We start from the raw sequence: 20,648 nt of genomic DNA, 5'->3' as shown, positions 1-20,648 counted from the left end.
CGGGGATGATAGTGACATGCACGCAATCGAAGTCGCCGAGACGGGCGGTCCCGAGGTCCTCAACTACGTCGAGAAGCCCAAGCCCACACCCGGCTCGGGCGAGGTGCTCATCGAAGCCGACGCGATCGGCGTCAACTACATCGACACCTACTTCCGGTCCGGACTGTATCCCCGTGAGCTGCCCTTCGTGCTGGGCACCGAGGTGTGCGGCACCGTCGCCGCGGTGGGTGACGACGTTGCCGCCATCAAGCCCGGCGACCGGGTCGTCACCGCCAACGCCTCCGGTGCTTACGCCGAATTCTGCACGGCACCAGCCGATTTCGTCGCCTACGTGCCTGACGCCGTGCAATCCGACGCGGTCGCTTCGGCGCTGCTGAAGGGCATGACGGCGCACTACTTGATCAAGTCGGTGTATGCGGTACAGGCTCGCGACTTCCTGCTGGTGCACGCCGGGGCGGGTGGCGTCGGACTGATCCTGACCCAGTGGGCCACCAGCCTCGGTGCCCGAGTGATCACCACCGCTTCGAACCCCGAGAAGGCCGAACTCTCCCGGCAGGCCGGCGCCGTCGAGGTGCTGGCCTACCCGGAGGATCCCGCCGAATTCGCAGCGAACGTCCGCGAGCTGACCAATGGTCACGGTGTCGCCGCGGTCTACGACGGGGTGGGCAAGACGACGTTCGACGCCAGCCTGGCCAGCCTCGCGGTCCGCGGGACCCTGGCGTTGTTCGGCGCCTCCAGCGGGCCCGTTCCGCCGGTCGATCCGCAACGGCTCAACACGGCCGGGTCGGTGTATCTGACCAGGCCCAACCTCGCGCACTTCACCCGGACGCAGGACGAATTCGCTTGGCGGGCAGGCGAACTGCTCGACGCGATCGCCGACGGCTCGATCACCATCACCGTCGGCGGCCACTACCCGCTGGCCGAGGCGCAGCGGGCCCACCGCGATCTCCAGGACCGCAAGACGACCGGGTCGATCGTGTTGCTGCCGTGAGTATCAACTCCCGGCTCTGAGCATCTTCAGATACGCCATCGCCCGCCGCAGCAGCAGGTCGTGCAGGTCGCCGTCGTCGGCGAGGCGGCCCAGGCCACTGCGGCGCAGGAACGATTCCAGCCGACGGTCCAGCGACCAGGATCCATACGTGTCCTCGACGTAGGGCGAACGCAGGAAGTCGACGGTGATGCCGTCGACCTCCTGGTCAGTGAGCGTCACCGAGCCCGCTCTGGTCATCGCGCAACTCCCCCGAATCGGTGTAGACGACTCGAGTCATCCTGGCTGCGGCCGGGCGTGCGCGGACAGGGCCTACCGTCATCGGGATTGTCCGAAAAGTCCCGAAATGCCGTATCGGGGGGGACGTCAGCTGAACAGTGTGGGCAGGCCCAGTGCGGAGTCAACGGCCAGCGCCACGAATACCAGCGCCAGATAGTTGTTCGACTGCAGGAACAGCCGCAACGGCTTGACCGGGTTGCCGCGGAGCACACCGGCGTGCAGGCGGTGGGCCATGATCAGGAACCAGATGCCGGCCAGCGCCGCCACCGAGGCGTAGAGCCAACCGGCCGCCGGGACCAGGGCCAGCGTGGCGAGAACGGTCAGCCAGGTATAGATCAGGATCTGTTTGGTGACCTGTTGCTCGGTAGCGACCACCGGCAGCATCGGCACACCCGCGGCGGCATAGTCGTCCTTGTACTTCATCGCCAGCGCCCAGGTGTGCGGCGGGGTCCAGAAGAAGATGATCGCGAACATCACCAGCGCCTGCCAGCCGATCGTGTCGGTCACCGCCGACCAGCCGATCATCACCGGCATGCAGCCGGCTGCCCCGCCCCACACGACGTTCTGCGAAGTGCGCCGCTTGAGCAGCAGTGTGTAGACCAGCACGTAGAACGCGATGGTGGCCCCGGCCAGGTGGGCCGAGAGCATGTTGGTGGTCCGCCACAGCCAGAAGAACGAGCCGACCGAGAGCGCCAGCCCGAACACCAGCGCGTGGCTGCGCGGCACCGTGGCCCTGGCCAACGGCCGGCGTTCGGTGCGCTTCATGACCTTGTCGATGTCGGCGTCGGCTACACAGTTCAGGGTGTTGGCGCCAGCGGCGGCCAGCAGTCCGCCGAAGAGGGTGTTCGCGATCAGCAGTGGGTCAACGGTGCCGCGGTGAGCCAGCAGCATGGCCGGGATGGTGGTGACGAGCAGCAGCTCGATGACCCGCGGTTTGGTCAGTGCCAGATAGCCCAGGAGCTTGTCGCGGAATCGAATCGGCGCCCCGTCGACGAGGTGCACTTCGCGAACTCTCACGCAACTGACTCCTGACACACGCAGCGCCGACGATCGGGCGACGATCTACTACAGACGATGGTAGACGGCGCGGTCCGCGCACCGGCACCGAAGGGTCGATTCACGGCGATTCAACCCTGATGACAGAGTCACAGGCGTAAAGCTTCACCTGCGGGTAACGCAGCTAGGAGCACTCTGCAGCAACCGACCAACCGGCACTAGGGTGAAGAGGACAACCTCAGCTTGCCTGCCCCCGATCTCAAGCCAGGAGCGAGTTCGTGACCACAGTCGAAGACATTGCCACGCTGACCCAGCCGCACCACCCCGAAGACTGGACGGAGGTCGACTCGCTGGCCGTCGACACGGTCCGGGTGCTGGCCGCCGACGCGGTGCAGAAGGTCGGCAACGGCCACCCAGGTACCGCGATGAGCCTGGCTCCGCTGGCCTACACCCTGTTCCAGCGGGTGATGCGGCACGACCCGAGTGACACCCACTGGCTGGGCCGCGACCGGTTCATCCTGTCCTGCGGGCACAGCAGCCTGACTCTGTACCTGCAGCTCTACTTGGGCGGCTTCGGCCTGGAGCTCGCCGATATCGAGTCGCTGCGCACCTGGGGATCCAAGACGCCGGGCCACCCCGAATTCCGGCACACCGACGGCGTGGAGATCACCACCGGCCCGCTGGGCCAGGGCCTGGCCTCCGCGGTCGGCATGGCGATGGCGGCGCGCTACGAGCGGGGCCTGTTCGACCCCGACGCCCCCGAGGGCACCAGCCCGTTCGATCACTACATCTACGTCATCTGCTCCGACGGTGACATCGAAGAGGGCATCACCAGCGAGGCTTCGTCGCTGGCCGGCACCCAGCAGCTGGGCAACCTCATCGTGTTCTACGACAAGAACCACATCTCGATCGAGCACGACACCGACATCGCGCTCTCCGAGAACGTCGCCGATCGGTACCGCGCCTACGGCTGGCATGTCCAGGAGGTCGAGGGCGGCGAGAACGTCGTCGGCATCGAAGCGGCCGTCGCCGAGGCCAAGAAGGTCACCGACAAGCCGTCGTTCATCTCGGTCCGCACGATCATCGGCTATCCCTCGCCGACCAAGATGAACACCGGCGGCGTGCACGGCGCCGCGCTGGGCGACGACGAAGTGGCTGCCGTCAAGAAGGTGCTCGGCTTCGACCCGGACAAGAAGTTCGAGGTTCGCGACGAGGTCATCGAGCACACCCGCAAACTTCTCGACCGCGGTCGCGAGGCGCACCAGAAGTGGCAGACCGATTTCGACGCGTGGGCCCAGCGTGAGCCCGAGCGCAAGAAGTTGCTCGACCGGCTCGTGGCCGAAGAACTGCCTGAAGGCTGGGATGCCGATATCACCTACTGGGAACCGGGTTCCAAGGCGGTCGCCACCCGCGCCGCCTTCGGCCAGGTGCTCAACGACGTTGCGCCCAAGCTGCCCGAATTGTGGGGTGGCTCAGCCGATCTGGCCGGCAGTAACAACACCACCATCAAGGGCGTCAAGTCCTTCGGGCCGCCGTCGATCTCCACCGAGGACTTCACCGCGGACTGGTACGGCCGGGTGCTGCACTTCGGGATCCGGGAGCACGCGATGGGCGCGATCCTGTCCGGCATCGTGTTGCACGGGCCGACGCGCGCGTTCGGCGGCACGTTCCTGCAGTTCTCCGACTACATGCGGGCATCGGTGCGGCTGGCCGCACTGATGGACATCGACACCATCTACATCTGGACCCACGACTCCATCGGACTGGGCGAGGACGGCCCGACCCACCAGCCGATCGAGCATCTGGCGGCGTTGCGCGCGATCCCCAAACTCTCGGTGGTGCGTCCCGGCGACCCCAACGAGACCGCTTACGCCTGGCGCAGCATCATCGCCCGCGGCAAGGGCTTCGGAGCCGCTGGGCCGACGACATCCAACTTCGGCCCGGTCGGTTTCATTCTGACCCGGCAAGGCATCCCGGTACTGGACGGCACCAGTGCCGAGGGCGTGCAGCGCGGCGGGTACGTGCTCGGCGGCGGTAACCCCGCTGACGATGCCGACGTGATCATCATCGCCACCGGCTCCGAGCTCCAGCTGGCGGTGGAGGCGGCGAAGATGTTGGCGGACAAGGACATCACCGCGTATGTGGTGTCGATGCCGTGTGTCGAGTGGTTCGACGCGCAGCCGCAGGAGTATCGCGACAGCGTGCTGCCGCCGGACGTCTCGGCCCGCGTCGCGGTCGAAGCCGGTGTGGCACAGAGCTGGTACAAGTTCGTCGGCGATACCGGCGAAATCATCTCCATCGAGCACTACGGCGAGTCGGCCGACGACAAGACCCTGTTCCGGGAGTTCGGCTTCACCGCCGAGGCCGTCGCTGCCGCCGCCGAACGCGTCATCGACAACTGATCACACAGACCACCAATCGAGGAGAACCCCCATGGCACAGAACCCGAATCTGGCAGCGCTGTCCGCCGCCGGTGTATCCATCTGGCTCGACGACCTGTCCCGGGACCGCCTGCGGTCGGGCAACCTGCAGGAGCTGATCGACACCAAGGGCGTTGTCGGGGTGACCACCAACCCGTCGATCTTCCAGGCCGCCCTGTCGGCCGGGAATTCCTATGCCGACCAGGTCGCCGAACTGGCCGAGCGCGGCGCCGATGTCGACGCCACCATCCGTACCGTCACCACCGACGACGTCCGTGCGGCGTGCGACGTCCTGCGCCCGCAGTGGGAGTCCTCCGACGGTGTCGACGGGCGGGTGTCGATCGAGGTCGATCCGCGTCTCGCGCACGACGCCGACAAGACCATCCAGCAGGCCATCGAGCTGTGGAAGATCGTCGACCGGCCGAACCTGCTGATCAAGATCCCGGCGACGGAGGAGGGTCTGCCCGCGATCACCGCCGTACTGGCCGAAGGCATCTCGGTCAACGTCACCCTGATCTTCTCGGTGGAGCGCCACCGCGCGGTGATGGACGCCTATCTGGGCGGTCTGGAAGCCGCCAAGCAGGCCGGCCACGACCTGTCGAAGATCCACTCGGTGGCGTCGTTCTTCGTGTCCCGGGTGGACACCGAGATCGACAAGCGACTGGAGAAGATCGGCACCGAGGAGGCGCTGGCACTGCGCGGGCAGGCCGGCGTGGCGAACGCCCGGCTGGCCTACGCGGCCTACGAGGAGGTGTTCTCCGGTGGTGAGCGGTTCGCCGCCCTCGCCGAGGCGGGCGCCCGGGTGCAGCGCCCGCTGTGGGCGTCCACCGGTGTGAAGAACCCCGACTACTCCGACACGCTGTACGTCACCGAGCTGGTCGCCCCCAACACGGTCAACACCATGCCGGAGAAGACCCTCGACGCCGTCGCCGACCACGGCGTGGTCACCGGCGACACCGTCTCCGGCACCGCCGCGGCCGCCCAGCAGGTGTTCGACAAGCTGGACGCGATCGGCATCGACCTGCGCGACGTCTTCCTGGTGCTGGAGAACGAGGGCGTGGAGAAATTCGAGAAATCGTGGCAGGAACTGCTCGACGCGACTCAGGATCAGCTCGACGCCGCGAACAAATGAGCTCCGCCGGACTGCCCGACACACCCGTTCCCGGCGTGCTGGCACCGGCGCCGAAGGGCTGGCACAACCCACTGCGGGACAAGCGCGACAAGCGCATGCCGCACATCGCCGGCCCGTGCGGCGTCGTGATCTTCGGTGTCACCGGCGATCTGGCGCGCAAGAAGTTGATGCCGGCGATCTACGACCTGGCCAACCGCGGACTGCTGCCCCCGTCGTTCTCGCTGGTCGGGTTCGCCCGGCGGGACTGGGCCGACGAGGACTTCGGCAGCATCGTCCACGACGCGGTGTGTCAACACGCCCGGACGCCGTTCCGCCAGGAGGTGTGGGACCGGCTGGCCGAGGGCTTCCGGTTCGTGCAGGGCACCTTCGACGACGACGCCGCGTTCGGTCGGCTGGCCGAGACGCTTGAGAAGCTCGACGTCGAGCGGGGCACGGGCGGCAATCACGCGTTCTACCTGTCGATTCCGCCCAAGGCGTTCCCGCTGGTGTGCGAACAGCTGAAGAACTCCGGGCTGGCCCGCCAGCAAGAGGGCCGGTGGAGCCGGGTCGTCATCGAGAAGCCGTTCGGTCATGACCTACAGAGCGCGATCGACCTCAACCACGTGGTCAACAGCGTCTTCCCCGAGGAGTCGGTGTTCCGCATCGACCATTACCTCGGCAAGGAAACGGTGCAGAACATCCTCGCGCTGCGCTTCGCCAACGAGCTGTTCGAGCCGATTTGGAACAGTCATTACGTCGACAGCGTGCAGATCACCATGGCCGAGGACATCGGACTGGGCGGGCGCGGCGGCTACTACGACGGAATCGGCGCGGCCCGCGACGTCATCCAGAACCACCTGATTCAGCTGCTCGCGCTCACCGCGATGGAAGAGCCCGTCAGCTTCCATCCCCACGAGGTGACGGCTGAGAAGATCAAGGTTCTGTCGGCTGTTTCACTGGCTCAGCCGCTGGACGAGACCACCTCGCGCGGGCAGTACACCGCCGGGTGGCAGGGCGGCGAGAAGGTGGTCGGGCTGCTCGACGAGGAAGGGTTCTCCAGGGACTCCACCACCGAGACGTTCGCCGCGATCACCCTGGAGGTCGACACCCGGCGCTGGGCCGGGGTGCCGTTCTATCTGCGAACCGGCAAACGGTTGGGCCGCAGGGTCACCGAGATCGCACTGGTGTTCAAACGTGCCCCGCACCTGCCATTCGACGCGACTATGACCGAGGAGCTCGGCAAGAACGCCCTTGTGATCCGCGTGCAGCCCGACGAAGGCATCACGCTGCGGTTCGGTTCCAAGGTGCCCGGCAGCGCGATGGAGGTCCGTGACGTCAACATGGACTTCTCCTACGGCTCGGCCTTCGCCGAGGACTCCCCGGAGGCATACGAGCGGCTGATCCTCGACGTGCTGCTGGGCGAGCCGTCGCTGTTCCCGGTCAACGCCGAAGTCGAATTGTCCTGGGAGATACTCGATCCCGTACTGGAGTACTGGGCCTCGCACGGCAAACCCGACCCGTACGAGTCGGGGACCTGGGGTCCGGCGTCGGCGTTCGAAATGCTCACGCGATCCGGCCGGGAATGGAGGCGCCCATGATTGTCGACCTGCCCGATACGACGACCAATTCGCTCAACAAGAAGATCACCTCGCTGCGTGAGGAGGGCGGGGCGATCACGCTGAGCCGGGTCCTCACATTGGTGATCGCGCCGGACTGCGACGCCCTCGTCGAGGATGCCATCGACGCTGCGGTCGCGGCCAGCCGCGAACATCCCTGCCGAATCATCGTCGTGGTGCCCGATGACCGGCTGGCCTCCGAGCCCCGGCTGGATGGTCAGTTACGAGTGGGCGCTGATGCCGGGGCCGGTGAGGTCGTGGTGTTGCGGATCTCCGGTCCGCTGTCCAACCACGCCAGCAGCGTGGTGCTGCCGTTCTTGCTGCCGGACACCCCCGTGGTCGCCTGGTGGCCCGGCACTGCGCCGGCCGTGCCCGCCCAGGATCCCTTGGGGCAGTTGGCTCTTCGGCGGATCACCGACGCGACGACAACGGAGGACCCGTTGTCGTCGATCAAGAGTCGTCTCCAGGGCTACACCGACGGCGACACCGACCTGGCCTGGAGCCGCATCACCTACTGGCGGGCGCTGCTCGCCTCGGCCATCGACCAGCCGCCGTACGAGCCGGTGACTTCGGCGCTGGTGTCGGGCCTCAAGGACGAACCGGCACTCGACGTGCTCGCCGGCTGGCTGGCCAGCCGCATCGAGGGCACCGTGCAGCGCGCTGTCGGCGAGCTGAAGGTGGAGCTGGTGCGGCCTTCGGAGACGGTCACGCTCAGCCGTCCCCAGGACGGCGTCACCGCCACGCTGACCCGCACCGCCCGCCCAGACGCCCTGCTGCCGCTGCCCCGCCGGGAGACGCGCGAATGCCTGGCCGAGGACATGCGCCGGCTCGACGCCGACGAGATTTACCGTGAGGCCTTGGCGGGTATCGGCAAAGTGCACTACGTCTAGTCGACACGATCCAACGGAAGGCCCACAGTGAATCGGATAGTCGAGACCTACCCCGACACGGCAGCACTGGTCGCCGCCGCCGGGGACCGACTCGTCGAAGCGATCACCCGCGCGATCAGCGCCCGCGGCCGCGCGGTCATCGTCTTGACCGGCGGGGGCACCGGCATCGGCCTCCTCACGCACGTCGGTGCCAACGACGAGGCGATCGACTGGTCGAAGGTGCACGTGTTCTGGGGCGACGAACGATACGTGCCCGCCGACGACGATGAGCGCAACGACAAACAGGCCCGCGAAGCCTTGCTGGATCAGGTGGGGATCCCGGCGAGCAACGTGCACCCGATGGCCGCCAGCGACGGCGAGTTCGGCACCGACCTGGACGCCGCCGCCCTGTCCTACGAAAGCGTGCTGGCCGCCAATGCCGAACCCGGCGAGCCCATGCCGATCTTCGACGTGCACCTGCTCGGCATGGGCGGGGAGGGACACATCAACTCGTTGTTCCCCCACACCCCGGCCGTCGCGGAAACCAAGCGTCTGGTGGTGGGCGTCGAGGACTCCCCCAAGCCGCCGCCGCGCCGGATCACGCTGACCCTGCCTGCGGTCACACGCTCCCGCGAGGTGTGGCTGGTGGTCGCGGGTGCCGCCAAAGCCGAGGCAGTCGCCACGGCCATCGCCGGCGCCAGGCCCGCCGACGTGCCGGCCGCGGGTGCGATCGGCCGGGAGGCCACAGTTTGGCTGCTCGACGCCGAAGCGGCGAGCAAGCTGCAAGACTAAGGTCTATGGCGGACAAGCCGACCCCGCGCACCGGTCGCGATCGCATCAAGACGCTCGCGCAGGCGGCGTTGAACGCCGACGTGACCGTCGACCAGCTCGACACCATTCTCACCGGGATGAGTGGCGCGCTGAGCGACCTCACCAAGACCATGGCGGGCATGGACGGCACCCTGGAGTATTTCGAGGAGACCCTCGGTGTCTTCAACGAAACCCTGGGCCGCATCGACGCGCTGGCGCCCAGACTGGATGCGGTCGTCGACCGCCTGGAGCGGATCGTCGACCGTGTCGAGCGCATCGTCGGGATCAGCGAGGCGGTGATGTCGCCGCTCGCCGCCACCGAGTCCGCGGTCCGCGGCATGGTCAACGCGGTGCGCCGCGCGGGTCGTTGAGGCCGAACCCGGTGTGGCCCAGCGTCTGGCTGTACCACCAGCCGTCGTCGGGATCGGCGACCGACCAGTCGGCCAGCACCGGCGGCGCGACCAGCGGTAGCGGCCCGATCAATTCGGCGGTGTTCTCCACGTTGTAATCCGGATGCGTCATATGGGTTTCGACGCACCGAACGGCACCGTGGTTCCCGCTACCCGCTGTTGCGCAGCGCCGAGGCCAGCCCGCTCATGGTCAGCAGGATCCCGCGCTGGACCAGTTCGTCGGTGTCCCCGGATCGGTAGCGGCGCAGTAACTCCACCTGCAGATGGTTAAGCGGCTCCAGGTACGGAAACCGGTTAAACACCGAGCGGGCCAGGGCCGGGTTGTCGGCCAGCAGGTCGTCCTGACCGGTGATCAGCTTGTGCATGCCGATGGTGCGTTCGTACTCGTCGACAATCTTGTCGAAGACCCGCTGCCGCAGTTCGGTGTCGGCGACCAGCTCGGAGTACCGGGCCGCCAGACCCATGTCGGCCTTGGCCAGCACCTGGGCCATGTTCGACAGCACGGTGGCGAAGAACGGCCACGTCCGGTACAGCTCCTGGAGCACCTCGAGTCTGGCCTGCGGGGATTCGGGGCCGTCGGCGATCCAGTCCTCGAACGCGGTGCCGGTGCCGTACCAGCCGGGCAGCATCACCCGGGACTGGCTCCAAGCCAGCACCCACGGGATCGCGCGCAGATCGGAGATCGACGTGGTGGGTTTGCGCGAAGTCGGTCGGCTGCCGATGTTGAGTGAGCCGATCTCGCTCACCGGCGTGGACTCCTTGAAATACTCGACGAAACCCGGTGTCTCGTGGACCAATTCAGCGTAGGCGCGCTGTGCGCGCGCGGCCAGGTCGTCGAGCACCTCGTACGCGCTCTGGGCCAGCCCACCCAGCCCTTCAGTGTCCAGCAGTGTCGACTCCAGGGTGGCGGCCAACAGCGTCTCGAGGTTGCGGTGTGCGATCCTCGGCTCGGCGTACTTGGCGGCGATGACCTCGCCCTGCTCGGTGAGGCGCAGCGAGCCGTTGACCGCCCCGGGCGGCTGGGCCAGGATCGCGTCGTAGCTCGGGCCGCCGCCGCGGCCGACTGTTCCGCCGCGGCCGTGGAACAGCCGCAGCCGGATGCCGGTCTTGCGGGCCGACTCCACCAGATCCAACTCGGCGCGGTACAGCGCCCAGTTCGCGGCCAGATAGCCGCCGTCCTTGTTGGAATCGGAATAGCCCAGCATGATTTCCTGGCTCTCACCGCGGGCATGCACCATCGCGCGGTAGAGCGGAATGTCGAGCACGGACTCCAGGATCGACGAGCCGCGCTGCAGATCGTCGATGGTCTCGAACAGCGGCACGATGCCAACCGGAGCATACGGGTGCTCCCCCGAAACATCGAGCAGCCCAGCCTCTTTGAGCAGGAGCGCGGCCTCCAGCATATCGGAGACCGACTGGCACATCGAAATGATGTAGTTGGGCACCGCCTGCGGGCCGAAGACGCTGACCGCGCGGGCAGCGGCGAACACGATGCCCAGTTCCTTGCGAGCCAACTCCGACAGCTCGGCATCCTCGCGTACCAGCGGGCGCCGGGTGCTCAGTTCGGACACCAGCAGCTCCACGCGTTCTGGTTCCGGCAGCGAGGCGTAGTCGGGATGCACACCGGCCCAGGCCAGCAGCTCGGCCACCACCTCTTCGTGGGTCTCGGAGTTCTGCCGCATGTCCAGGCCGCTGAGGTGGAATCCGAAGACGTCGACGGCTTCCCGTAGCCGGGCCAACCGGTCGTCAGCCAGTAGCGCGCTGCCGTTTCGGCGCAGCGAGGAGTCGATGACGTCGAGGTCAGCGAGCAGCTCGTCCGGGGTCCGGTAGGCGGCCAGACCGAGGTCGAGGACATGCTCGGGCATGCGGTCCAGGATCTCGGCGGCGGTGGCCGTCAACCGGGCGTGCACGACCCGCAGGGCCCGCCGGTACGGCTCGTCCATCCGTACCGGTTCGTCGCAGGCGCCGGCCAGCCCGAGAAGGTCGTCGGTGGTCTTCACCAGCCGCGCCGACATCGACAGCTCCTGCTCCAGCCGGGTCAGCTCGGTGAAGTAGTGCGCCAAAGCGGTGTAGGCGGCGCTGCCGGTGGCCAGCCGGACCACGTCGGCGGTCACGTTCGGGTTGCCGTCCCGGTCGCCGCCGATCCACGAACCGGGACGCAGGATTGGCTCCTCGAGCAAGTCGGCTTCCGGCCAGCGCGACCGCAGGGCTAGGCGCACCTCGGCGTTCACCTTCGGGATCACCTGGAAGAACGCCGCCGGGTAGTAGCGCAGCCCCACCTCGATCTCGTCCTGAATCTTCAAGCGCGACAACCGGATCAGCGCGGTCTGCCACAGCGTGAGGATCTGGCGGCGCAGCTCGGCCTCGATCGAGCGGCCGTCGCCGGTCTCATTGTGCCCGTGCAACCGCAGCCGCATCAGCTCGGTGATGCGGTGCTGGGTGTCGAAGACCGTGCGGCGGCGGGTCTCCGTCGGGTGGGCGGTGATCACCGGCGACACCAGTGCCCCGCGCAACGCGTCGGCGACGGTGTCCGCATCCAGTCCGGCCGCGTCGAGCTTGTCGTACGTCGCGGCCAGCGTGCTGTTCTGCGGCGGCTCGCCCGCAGCGACGTGGATGGCCCGCCGCCGCTCGCGATGGATGTCCTCGGCGACGTTGGCCAGCAGCGCGAAGTGGCTGAACGCACGGATCACCGGGATGGCCCGGTGCACGTCGATGCCGTCGAACAACTGGGTCAGTTCGGAGCGGTCGATCTCCGACCGGCGCACCCGAAAGGATTCGACCCGGGCCCGCTCGACGAGGTCGAACACCTCGTCGCCGTTCTGTTCACGCACGGTGTCGCCGAGGATGGTCCCCAGCAACCGGATGTCCTCACGCATTGGTTCGGTGGCCTCCCGCCCGACTTGGGTGCGGTGGACCGCGCCAATCGGTTCCAGGGCCACGTCGCGGAGATCAGCCATCCCTCAAGTATCGCGGTGGCCGGTGAGGGCTGCAGGCCGAGCACAGGAGAGGCTGTCCACGGACCCGAGTTCCGCCACAAGAGCACGCCGCGCCAGTAGAAATCGAACATATGTTCTCTACTGTGGAGGCGTGCCACCTGGACCGCTTACCGCAGAGGGGGTGCACGCCCATCGCCACCCAGATCGCCACCGGAACCCTGACGACACAGGCGCGGGCCGTGCCGCTGGCCGATGTGGAACGGGTATGGGTCGAGCCGGACGACGGTCAGCGGGTGGTGTTCACACCCTGACGCGCGACAGGGCTCAGCTGTACTTGATCTGCAGGGCCATCCCGACGATGGACACCACCCAGATGCCGGTGACGAACAACGTCAGGCGGTCGAGGTTCTTCTCCACCACGGTCGACCCGGACAGGCTCGACTGCACACCGCCGCCGAACAGCGTCGACAGGCCGCCACCCTTGGCGCGGTGCAGCAGCACCAGCAACACCACCAGGACACTGGTGACCACAAGGATGATCTGCAGGGTCAAAACCATGGCGCCCAGGATACCTGCTGTCGGGCCTGCTTACGGCAGCGGCCCGCCCGCGGCGATCGCAGACAGGGTGGCGAACTGCTCGCCGTCCAGCGACGCCCCGCCGACCAGCGCACCGTCGACGTCGGGCTGAGCAGACAGCTCACCGACGTTCTTGGCGTTCACCGAGCCGCCGTAGAGCACCCGGATCCCCGCGGCGGCCTGCGGCGACGCCAGGTTGGCCAGTTCCGCCCTGATCGCGGCGCAGACCTCCTGGGCGTCGGCGGCACTGGCCACCCGACCGGTGCCGATCGCCCACACCGGCTCGTAGGCGATGACCGTCTTGGCGATCTGCTCGGCCGACAATCCGGCCAGCGAACCACGCAGCGAGTTCACGTTGAACTCGACGTGGTTGCCGGCCTCGCGAACCTCGAGCTGCTCGCCGATGCACACGATCGGGGTGAGCCCGTGCCGCAACGCCGCGCTCGCCTTCGCGGCGACCACTGCATCGTCCTCGTGGTGGTAGGTACGGCGCTCGGAGTGGCCGACGACCACGAACGTGCACCCCAGCTTCGCCAGGAACGCACCGCTGATGTCACCGGTGTAGGCACCCGAATCGTGTTGCGACAGGTCCTGTGCGCCGTACGTCAGCCGCAGCTTGTCGCCGTCGACCAGGGTCTGCACGCTGCGCAGATCGGTGAACGGCGGGATGACGGTGACGTCAACCTTGTCGAAGTACTTGTCGGGCAACGAGAACGCGATCTTCTGGACAAGGGCGATGGCCTCGAAGTGGTTGAGGTTCATCTTCCAGTTGCCCGCGATCAGCGGCTTACGGGACACAAGGCTCCTAGGGTGACTCGAGTATTTCGATGCCGGGCAGTGTTTTGCCCTCAAGGTATTCCAGCGACGCGCCGCCGCCGGTCGAAATGTGCGAGAAACCGTCCTCGGGCAGGCCGAGCTGGCGCACGGCCGCCGCGGAGTCGCCGCCGCCGACGACACTGAACGCGCCCTTGGCGGTGGCACCGATGATCGCCTCGGCCACTCCCTTGGTGCCCGCCGCGAACGCCGGGAACTCGAAGACACCCATCGGCCCGTTCCAGAAGACGGTGCGCGCGTTCGACAGCAGCGTGGCGAACCGCTTCACCGACTCCGGACCGATGTCCAGACCCATCTTGTCGGCCGGGATGTGTTCGGCGGCAACGGTTTCCACTGCCGAATCGGCCGAGAACTTCTCGGCGACGACGATATCGACCGGCAGGTGGATGACGTCGCCGTACTTCTCGAGCAGGTCCCGACAGGTATCCAGCATCTCCTCCTGCAGCAGCGAGGAACCGACCGAAAGACCCTGGGCGGCAAGGAATGTGAAGCACATGCCGCCACCGATAATCAGACTGTCCGCTTTGGTCGCAAGGTTCTCGATGACGGCCAGCTTGTCGGAGACCTTGGAGCCGCCCAGCACCACGGCATACGGCCGCTCGGTGGAACTGGTGAGCTGCTCGAGCACCTTGACCTCAGTCGCCACCAGGGTTCCCGCATAGTGCGGCAGTAGCATCGCGACGTCATACACCGAGGCCTGCTTGCGGTGCACCACGCCGAAACCGTCGGAGACGAACGCGCCGTCCTCACCGACCAGCTCGACCAGTGCCTTGGCCAGCGCCGCGCGCTCGGCGTCGTCCTTGCTGGTCTCCCGGGAGTCGAAGCGGATGTTCTCCAGCAGCAGGACATCCCCGTCGGTCAGCCCCTCGGCACGGGCCAGCGCATCGGTACCCACCACATCACTGGCGAGCTGCACGTGCCGACCCAACTTCTCCCCCAACGCGGCCGCGACCGGCGCCAGGGAGAACTTCGGTTCCGGACCGCCCTTGGGCCGGCCGAGGTGGGCGGTCACCACCACCTTCGCTCCGGCCTCGGCCAGCGCCTTCAGGGTGGGGACCGAAGCGATGATGCGCCCCGGGTCGGTGATCGTGCCCACGTCGTCGAGGGGGACGTTGAGGTCAGAGCGCACGAGAACGCCCCGGCCCTCGACGCCCTCGGCGAGCAGGTCGGCGAGAGTCTTGACCGTCATCGCCGTTACAGCGACTTGCCGACCAGGCCGACCAGGTCGACCAGGCGGTTGGAGTAGCCCCACTCGTTGTCGTACCAGGACACCACCTTGGCCTGATCGTCGATCACCTTGGTCAGGCCGGAGTCGAAGATCGAGCTGTGCGGGTCGGTGACGATGTCGCTGGAGACGATGGGGGCGTCGTAGTACTTCAGGATGCCATTGAGCTTGCCCTCGGCGGCGGCCTTGAGCGCGGCGTTGATCTCCTCGGCGCTGGCCTTCTTCTCCAGCTCGACGGTCAAATCGGTGACCGAGCCGGTGGGGATCGGCACCCGCAGCGCGTAGCCGTCGAGCTTGCCCTTCAGCTCCGGCAGTACCAGCCCGATGGCCTTGGCCGCACCGGTGGAGGTCGGCACGATGTTCAGGGCGGCCGCGCGGGCGCGACGCAGATCCTTGTGCGGACCGTCTTGCAGGTTCTGGTCCTGGGTGTAGGCGTGGATGGTGGTCATCAGGCCCTTGATGATGCCGAACTCATCGTTGATGACCTTGGCCAGCGGGCCGAGGCAGTTCGTGGTGCACGAGGCGTTGGAGATGATGTTTTGGCTGCCGTCGTACTTGTCGTCGTTGACGCCCAGCACGATGGTGATGTCCTCATCGCTGGCCGGTGCCGAGATGATGACCTTCTTGGCGCCGGCATCCAGGTGGCCCTGGGCCTTGGCCCGAGCGGTGAAGATGCCGGTGGACTCGACCACGACGTCGACGCCCAGATCGCCCCACGGAATCGCGGCGGGTCCTTCTTTGACCTCGAGCGCCTTGATCTTGGTGTTGCCGATGACGATGGTGTCTTCGCCCTCGAGGCTGACGTCCTCGGGCAGGCGGCCGAGGATCGAGTCGAACTTGAGCAGGTGTGCGAGAGTGGCGTTGTCGGTGAGGTCGTTGACCGCCACGATCTCGACGTCTTGGGCCTTGCCTTCGGCCTGCTGGGTTGCCAAGGCCCGGTAGAAGTTGCGTCCGATGCGGCCGAAGCCGTTAACGCCCACCCGGATGGTCACGTTGTCTCCTCTAGTTGCTTCTGAGTACCCCCGCCCAGACTAGTAGCGGGCGCTACGCGGTGCGCGAGCGGCTGGAATGTCACGCCGGCACCTCCCCGATCTGCGGGCCGCTCTGGTCGACGCGGGCCGATCCGGTCCAGCGCCGGCGGATCGATGGCAAAGTGCCGTTCTTCTCGAGCGCGGCCTGCGCGACGTTGATCCGGCCCAACAGGGCGGCGGCACTGGTGGGCACCGCGATCGCGATCTTCTCCGTGGTGATGCCGCGTTGAACCACCTCCACCGACGGCAGTCCGTCGACCAGGCGGCTCAGTACCGGACCGAATTTCATGAACGCATCGCAGCGCCCGGTGCTCAAGTCGCGCAACACGCTGCGGACGTTGCCGTAGTCGTAGACACGCACCCGGGCGGCCTTGCCATCGGCGACCAACCGGTTGGCGATCGGCTGGCTGGTGTTGCCCTGCTGGACGCCGATGGCCAGGCCCTCCAGGTCGTCGACCGAACGGACCTCCGGCAGCCGGGCGGTGTCGACGGCCAGCGCCTGCCCCGAAATCAGGTAGGGGTCGCAGAACGACGCCTTCATGGCGCGCGAGCCGGTGATCGTGGTGCCCGAGGCGACACAGTCGAACATCCCTGAGTCCAGCGCATCGAAGATGCCGTTGAAGTCGCGGCCCTCGTAGCGCACGAACTCCACGGCGGCGCCGAGCTGGTCGCCGATCGCCGCCATGAGGTCGATGTCGAGTCCGCCGGCCGCGCCGGTGTCGTTGAACGGCGGATCGGGGAAGGCCGCACCCACCCGTAGCACCTCGCCCGCCGACATGGCCCCCACCGTAGTACCCGCACTAAACGGCGGCGCACGGTCCCCCCGGGAGAGCGGTGAGGCACGAAAATAGCTGTACAGCAGCATCTTTCACGGCACTACCGGCAACGCCGGTTCTCCGGGTCGGCGACGGCGCCCACCACGCCTAAGCTGATCGGGTGAGCAAGGTGCTGTCGGTCAACCTGGCCCGTGTCCGCGCGAACCCGGATGCACCGTCGAAGCCCACCGGTATCGACAAGGTGGCCACGCCCGAGGCGGTCATGGTGCGCGCGCCGGGACCGATGCGCGGCGGGCTGGGCAGCGGTCTGGTCGGAGACACCATCGGCAACCACAAGTTGCACGGTGGGGATGACCAGGCCGTCTACGTCTATGCCCGCGAGGATCTCGACGAGTGGGCGTCACGGCTGTCGCGACCGCTGGCCGACGGGATGTTCGGCGAGAATCTGACCACCCGCGGAGTGGACGTGACGAACGCGCGCATCGGCGAGCGCTGGCGGGTCGGCACCGGCGGGTTGCTGCTAGAGGTCTCGGCTCCCCGCACACCGTGCCGGACGTTCGCGGCGTTCCTCGACATCACGGGCTGGATCAAGACGTTCACCGATGCCGGCAAGCCGGGCGCGTATCTACGGGTGCTCACCCCCGGGCCGGTGTGCGCCGGCGACGGGATCGACATCGACTACCGACCCGACCATGACGTCACGATCGGCCTGGTCTTCCGGGCCCGGATGTCGGAGCCGGCGCTGTTGCCCCGGCTGCTGGCCGCCGACGCGCTTTCCGCCGAGCTGAAGGCCTACGCGGCCAAGCGGACCGCGGCCGGCTGAGACTGTCGGGGGCTAGGCGTCTTCGAGTAAATCGGGGGTGACGGCCGACTCGGTGTCGGGAATTCCGTCCTGCTTAGCCTTACGATCGGCCATTGACAACAGCCGCCGAATACGGCCAGCGACAGCGTCTTTCGTCATCGGCGGTTCGGCAAGTCGACCCAGCTCCTCCAGTGAGGCCTGCCGATGTTCGACGCGCAACCGGCCAGCGGCCGCGAGATGCTCGGGCACGGTGTCAGCCAGGATCTCCAGCGCCCGCTCCACCCGGGCCGCGGCGGCCACCGCCGCGCGCGCCGAGCGGCGCAGATTGGCGTCGTCGAAGTTGGCCAGCCGGTTGGCGGTGGCGCGGACCTCGCGCCGCATCCGGCGCTCCTCCCACGTCAACCGGGTGTCCTGCGCCCCCATCCGGGTCAGCAGCGCGCCGATGGCCTCGCCGTCGCGGACCACGACCCGGTCGGCGCCGCGCACCTCGCGGGCCTTGGCGCTGACCCCGAGCCGCCGGGCGGCACCCACCAACGCCAACGCGGCCTCGGGCCCCGGGCAACTGACCTCAAGCGCCGAGGACCGGCCGGGCTCGGTCAGTGAACCGTGCGCCAGGAATGCACCCCGCCAGGCGGCCTCGGCATCGCCGACGCTGCCGCCGACAACCTGTGCGGGCAGGCCCCGCACCGGTCGGCCACGCATGTCCAACAGTCCGGTCTGGCGTGCCAGTGCCTCACCGTCTTTGGCGACCCGGACCAGATAGCGGGTGCTCTTGCGGATGCCACTGGCCGACAGCACGTGCACCACCGCGTTGTAGCCGTAGAGGTCGTAGATGTCCTTGCGTAACCGCCGCGCGATGATGCCGAGGTCGACTTCCGCCTCCACCACGACACGGCCGGAGACGATGTGCAGACCGCCGGCAAAGCGCAGCAGGGACGCCACCTCCGCGCGGCGGGCGCTCACGGAATTGACCACCAGCCGGCTCAGTTCGTCCTTCACCTCGGCAGTCATCGCCACAGGTCGTCACCTCTCGGTCCGTCTACAGTCGGTCCCGGCACCGCGTCCCCCTGTCGCCTCCCCGCGGCCTGCATGGGCTCGGCAGGCGGCAGGTCGGGTGGCGCGGGGACCGGTCGTCGTGTGCGCACACCGTCAAGGGCTGCAGCCAGCTTCGCCGGGTCATGTAAAGGTGTACCAGGTCTGGACACGTCGGCAAACTGAACTGACGCATCCAACAAGCTGGCGGTGCGACGGACCTGATCACGTTCCCGGTCGGAGGGGACACGGGTGGCGTCGACGATGATCTCGTCGACGGAGAAGCCCGGGGCGTGCTGGGCCAGCACGTGCAGATGCCGCTCAGCGGAGAAGCCGGCGGTCTCCCCCGGCTCGGCGGCCAGGTTGAGCACCAGGGCCCGCCGCGCGGCGGTCGACCGCAGCGCCTCGGTCAGGCCCGGGACGAGGACGTGCGGGATCACGCTGGTGAACCAGGAACCGGGCCCGAGCACGACGAGATCAGCGGCCATGATGGCGTCGACGGCCTGCCGGGTCGCGGGCGGGTCACCGGGCAGCAGCCGCACCCGGCGCACTTTGCCCGGTGTGGTGGCGACCGCGACCTGGCCGCGGATCACCCGGCTCATCCTCGGGTCGGTTTCCAGGCCGGCGACGTCCGCCTCGATCTGCAGTGCGATCGGGCACATCGGCAGCACCCTGCCCTTGACGCCGAGGATGCGGCCCAGTTCGTCGAGCGCCGCCACCGGGTCGGCCAGTACCTCGTTGAGTCCGGCCAGGATCAAGTTTCCGATCGGATGCCCAGCCAGACCGCCGCTGCCGCCGAACCGATGCTGAATGATCGTGGCCCACAACCGGCCGTGTGGACTGTCGGAAGCCAAGGCGGCCAACGCCATTCGCAGATCCCCTGGCGGCACGATGTCGAGTTCGCTGCGCAGCCGCCCCGAGGAGCCGCCGTCGTCGGCAACGGTCACGACGGCGGTGACATGCGGGCTGAGCCGGCGCGCCGCGGACAACGTCGCGTAGAGACCGTGGCCGCCGCCGAGGGCGACGATCCGCGTCATTCGCGACCCAGATCGCGGTGCAGCACCCGGACCGTGAGTTGCTCGTTGTGCTGGAGCAACCCGGCCAGCGCCTCGGCCATGGCGACACTGCGGTGCTTGCCGCCCGTGCAGCCGATGGCCACCGTCATGTAGCGCTTCCCCTCTCGGCTGTAGCCGTCGACGACGAGCCTCAGCAGCTGATGGTAGGACTGCAGGAACTCCCCGGCGCCGGGTTGGCCAAGGACGTAGTCCCGCACCGCCGGATGCTGGCCGGTGTGGGGGCGCAGTTCGTCGACCCAGTGCGGGTTGGGCAGGAAGCGGACGTCCATGACCATGTCGGCGTCCATCGGCAGGCCGTACTTGAAGCCGAACGACTCGACCGTCACGTTGGTCTGAGCGACCGCCTCGCCGCCGAAGGCCCGCTCGATGCTCTCGCGCAGCGCGCGCACCGACAGGGTCGAGGTGTCGATGACCAGGTCCGCCGAGGCCCGCACCGGAGCCAGCAGGGCACGTTCGGCGGCGATACCCTCGGCCAGCGTCTGGTTGCCCTGCAGTGGATGGCTGCGCCGGTTGTTCTCGTAGCGCCGCACCAGGATGTCGTCGGAGGCCTCCATGAACAGCACGCGCGGGTGGATGTTGCGGGTGGCCAGCTCGTTGCGCACCCAGTCGAGGTCACCGGTGAAGCCCCGCGAGCGCACGTCCATCACCACCGCCAGCTGGGTGATCCGCGAGCCCGCCGCCAGGCCCAGGTCGACCATCCGCGCGATCAGCTCGGGGGGAAGGTTGTCGGCGACATACCAGCCGAGGTCCTCGAGCACCTTGGCCGCGGTGCCGCGCCCGGCGCCGGACAGCCCGGTCACCAACACCACGTCGATATCCGACTCCTCGCCGGTCCGCTCGGTCCGCATCTGTTCGCCTGTG

General features: G+C 67.8%; 21 protein-coding genes. 9 read left to right on the top strand and 12 right to left on the bottom strand.

Annotated elements, in window-relative coordinates:
* Positions 1-16 precede the first annotated feature (16 nt).
* Complete coding sequence (locus ACXDF8_RS03795; protein WP_457221910.1) at positions 17-991, top strand: quinone oxidoreductase family protein; 975 nt, start codon at positions 17-19, stop codon at positions 989-991.
* A gap of 3 nt (positions 992-994) precedes the next feature.
* Here the strand turns inward: ACXDF8_RS03795 and ACXDF8_RS03790 are convergent, their stop codons facing one another.
* Together ACXDF8_RS03790 and ACXDF8_RS03785 are read right to left on the bottom strand one after the other, a co-directional pair.
* Complete coding sequence (locus ACXDF8_RS03790; protein ID WP_457221909.1) at positions 995-1,228, bottom strand: hypothetical protein; 234 nt, start codon at positions 1,226-1,228, stop codon at positions 995-997.
* A 126-nt stretch (positions 1,229-1,354) separates the two neighbouring features.
* Positions 1,355-2,284, bottom strand: a complete 930-nt coding sequence (locus ACXDF8_RS03785; RefSeq protein ID WP_457221908.1) for a heme o synthase — start codon at positions 2,282-2,284, stop codon at positions 1,355-1,357.
* A 257-nt stretch (positions 2,285-2,541) separates the two neighbouring features.
* On the opposite strand from ACXDF8_RS03785, the gene tkt reads away from it, so the two are divergent.
* From tkt to ACXDF8_RS03755, 6 genes are all read left to right on the top strand, one after another.
* Complete coding sequence (gene tkt, locus ACXDF8_RS03780; protein WP_457221907.1) at positions 2,542-4,665, top strand: transketolase; 2,124 nt, start codon at positions 2,542-2,544, stop codon at positions 4,663-4,665.
* Positions 4,666-4,696: 31 nt separating this feature from the next.
* Positions 4,697-5,815, top strand: coding sequence for a transaldolase (gene tal, locus ACXDF8_RS03775; RefSeq protein ID WP_457221906.1), 1,119 nt, complete (start codon positions 4,697-4,699; stop codon positions 5,813-5,815).
* A 95-nt stretch (positions 5,816-5,910) separates the two neighbouring features.
* Positions 5,911-7,392, top strand: coding sequence for a glucose-6-phosphate dehydrogenase (gene zwf, locus ACXDF8_RS03770; RefSeq protein WP_457222053.1), 1,482 nt, complete (start codon positions 5,911-5,913; stop codon positions 7,390-7,392).
* Positions 7,389-8,300 (top strand): glucose-6-phosphate dehydrogenase assembly protein OpcA, encoded by a 912-nt coding sequence (opcA, locus tag ACXDF8_RS03765; RefSeq protein ID WP_457221905.1) that lies wholly within the window; start codon positions 7,389-7,391, stop codon positions 8,298-8,300. The genes zwf and opcA overlap by 4 nt, the downstream gene beginning before the upstream one ends.
* A 27-nt stretch (positions 8,301-8,327) precedes the next feature.
* Positions 8,328-9,071, top strand: a complete 744-nt coding sequence (pgl, locus tag ACXDF8_RS03760; RefSeq protein ID WP_457221904.1) for a 6-phosphogluconolactonase — start codon at positions 8,328-8,330, stop codon at positions 9,069-9,071.
* Positions 9,072-9,076: 5 nt separating this feature from the next.
* Positions 9,077-9,460, top strand: a complete 384-nt coding sequence (locus ACXDF8_RS03755; RefSeq protein WP_457221903.1) for an ATPase — start codon at positions 9,077-9,079, stop codon at positions 9,458-9,460.
* Here the strand turns inward: ACXDF8_RS03755 and ACXDF8_RS03750 are convergent.
* Both ACXDF8_RS03750 and ppc read right to left on the bottom strand, forming a co-directional pair.
* Positions 9,432-9,611, bottom strand: a complete 180-nt coding sequence (locus ACXDF8_RS03750) for a hypothetical protein (protein ID WP_457221902.1) — start codon at positions 9,609-9,611, stop codon at positions 9,432-9,434. The genes ACXDF8_RS03755 and ACXDF8_RS03750 overlap by 29 nt on opposite strands.
* Positions 9,612-9,648: 37 nt before the next feature.
* Positions 9,649-12,456 carry a phosphoenolpyruvate carboxylase gene (gene ppc / locus ACXDF8_RS03745; protein ID WP_457221901.1) on the bottom strand — a complete coding sequence of 936 codons (2,808 nt, stop codon included), beginning with the start codon at positions 12,454-12,456 and terminating at the stop codon, positions 9,649-9,651.
* Between the two features lie 110 nt (positions 12,457-12,566).
* On the opposite strand from ppc, the gene ACXDF8_RS03740 reads away from it, so the two are divergent.
* Positions 12,567-12,746, top strand: coding sequence for a hypothetical protein (locus tag ACXDF8_RS03740; RefSeq protein WP_457221900.1), 180 nt, complete (start codon positions 12,567-12,569; stop codon positions 12,744-12,746).
* A 13-nt stretch (positions 12,747-12,759) separates the two neighbouring features.
* Here ACXDF8_RS03740 and secG read toward each other — a convergent pair whose 3' ends face one another.
* From secG to ACXDF8_RS03715, 5 genes are all read right to left on the bottom strand, one after another.
* Complete coding sequence (secG, locus tag ACXDF8_RS03735) at positions 12,760-12,993, bottom strand: preprotein translocase subunit SecG (protein WP_099251382.1); 234 nt, start codon at positions 12,991-12,993, stop codon at positions 12,760-12,762.
* 30 nt (positions 12,994-13,023) lie between these two features.
* A complete protein-coding gene (tpiA, locus tag ACXDF8_RS03730) occupies positions 13,024-13,809 on the bottom strand; it encodes a triose-phosphate isomerase (protein WP_457221899.1) in 786 nt (261 codons plus the stop codon).
* A 7-nt stretch (positions 13,810-13,816) separates the two neighbouring features.
* Positions 13,817-15,034, bottom strand: coding sequence for a phosphoglycerate kinase (locus tag ACXDF8_RS03725; protein ID WP_457221898.1), 1,218 nt, complete (start codon positions 15,032-15,034; stop codon positions 13,817-13,819).
* A 5-nt stretch (positions 15,035-15,039) separates the two neighbouring features.
* Positions 15,040-16,062, bottom strand: a complete 1,023-nt coding sequence (gap, locus tag ACXDF8_RS03720) for a type I glyceraldehyde-3-phosphate dehydrogenase (protein WP_457221897.1) — start codon at positions 16,060-16,062, stop codon at positions 15,040-15,042.
* Between the two features lie 79 nt (positions 16,063-16,141).
* Complete coding sequence (locus tag ACXDF8_RS03715) at positions 16,142-16,879, bottom strand: ABC transporter substrate-binding protein (protein ID WP_457221896.1); 738 nt, start codon at positions 16,877-16,879, stop codon at positions 16,142-16,144.
* A 158-nt stretch (positions 16,880-17,037) separates the two neighbouring features.
* Here ACXDF8_RS03715 and ACXDF8_RS03710 point away from each other — a divergent pair, with 158 nt between their 5' ends.
* Positions 17,038-17,700, top strand: coding sequence for an MOSC domain-containing protein (locus tag ACXDF8_RS03710; protein WP_457221895.1), 663 nt, complete (start codon positions 17,038-17,040; stop codon positions 17,698-17,700).
* 12 nt (positions 17,701-17,712) lie between these two features.
* Here the strand turns inward: ACXDF8_RS03710 and whiA are convergent, their stop codons facing one another.
* From whiA to rapZ, 3 genes are read right to left on the bottom strand one after another with little or no spacing between them, the layout of a single operon-like run.
* Positions 17,713-18,690 carry a DNA-binding protein WhiA gene (whiA, locus tag ACXDF8_RS03705; RefSeq protein WP_457221894.1) on the bottom strand — a complete coding sequence of 326 codons (978 nt, stop codon included), beginning with the start codon at positions 18,688-18,690 and terminating at the stop codon, positions 17,713-17,715.
* On the bottom strand, positions 18,687-19,748 hold the full coding sequence (gene yvcK, locus ACXDF8_RS03700; RefSeq protein WP_457221893.1) for a uridine diphosphate-N-acetylglucosamine-binding protein YvcK: 1,062 nt from the start codon (positions 19,746-19,748) through the stop codon (positions 18,687-18,689). The genes whiA and yvcK overlap by 4 nt, the downstream gene beginning before the upstream one ends.
* A complete protein-coding gene (gene rapZ, locus ACXDF8_RS03695; protein ID WP_457222052.1) occupies positions 19,745-20,635 on the bottom strand; it encodes an RNase adapter RapZ in 891 nt (296 codons plus the stop codon). The genes yvcK and rapZ overlap by 4 nt, the downstream gene beginning before the upstream one ends.
* Positions 20,636-20,648: the final 13 nt, after the last annotated feature.

Source organism: Mycolicibacterium sp. CBM1 (assembly GCF_054073305.1).
This window is presented reverse-complemented; position numbering and strand designations above follow the sequence as displayed.

Coding starts and splice junctions, on each gene's coding strand:
- ACXDF8_RS03715 (WP_457221896.1), bottom strand. CDS start 16,879: ATGTCGGCGGGCGAGGTGCTACGGGTGGGTGCGGCCTTCCCCGATCCG.
- yvcK (WP_457221893.1), bottom strand. CDS start 19,748: ATGACGCGGATCGTCGCCCTCGGCGGCGGCCACGGTCTCTACGCGACG.
- zwf (WP_457222053.1), top strand. CDS start 5,911: ATGCCGCACATCGCCGGCCCGTGCGGCGTCGTGATCTTCGGTGTCACC.
- whiA (WP_457221894.1), bottom strand. CDS start 18,690: ATGACTGCCGAGGTGAAGGACGAACTGAGCCGGCTGGTGGTCAATTCC.
- ACXDF8_RS03795 (WP_457221910.1), top strand. CDS start 17: ATGCACGCAATCGAAGTCGCCGAGACGGGCGGTCCCGAGGTCCTCAAC.
- secG (WP_099251382.1), bottom strand. CDS start 12,993: ATGGTTTTGACCCTGCAGATCATCCTTGTGGTCACCAGTGTCCTGGTG.
- ACXDF8_RS03740 (WP_457221900.1), top strand. CDS start 12,567: ATGTTCTCTACTGTGGAGGCGTGCCACCTGGACCGCTTACCGCAGAGG.
- ACXDF8_RS03755 (WP_457221903.1), top strand. CDS start 9,077: ATGGCGGACAAGCCGACCCCGCGCACCGGTCGCGATCGCATCAAGACG.
- ACXDF8_RS03790 (WP_457221909.1), bottom strand. CDS start 1,228: ATGACCAGAGCGGGCTCGGTGACGCTCACTGACCAGGAGGTCGACGGC.
- ppc (WP_457221901.1), bottom strand. CDS start 12,456: ATGGCTGATCTCCGCGACGTGGCCCTGGAACCGATTGGCGCGGTCCAC.
- ACXDF8_RS03725 (WP_457221898.1), bottom strand. CDS start 15,034: ATGACGGTCAAGACTCTCGCCGACCTGCTCGCCGAGGGCGTCGAGGGC.
- tal (WP_457221906.1), top strand. CDS start 4,697: ATGGCACAGAACCCGAATCTGGCAGCGCTGTCCGCCGCCGGTGTATCC.
- opcA (WP_457221905.1), top strand. CDS start 7,389: ATGATTGTCGACCTGCCCGATACGACGACCAATTCGCTCAACAAGAAG.
- ACXDF8_RS03750 (WP_457221902.1), bottom strand. CDS start 9,611: ATGACGCATCCGGATTACAACGTGGAGAACACCGCCGAATTGATCGGG.
- rapZ (WP_457222052.1), bottom strand. CDS start 20,635: ATGCGGACCGAGCGGACCGGCGAGGAGTCGGATATCGACGTGGTGTTG.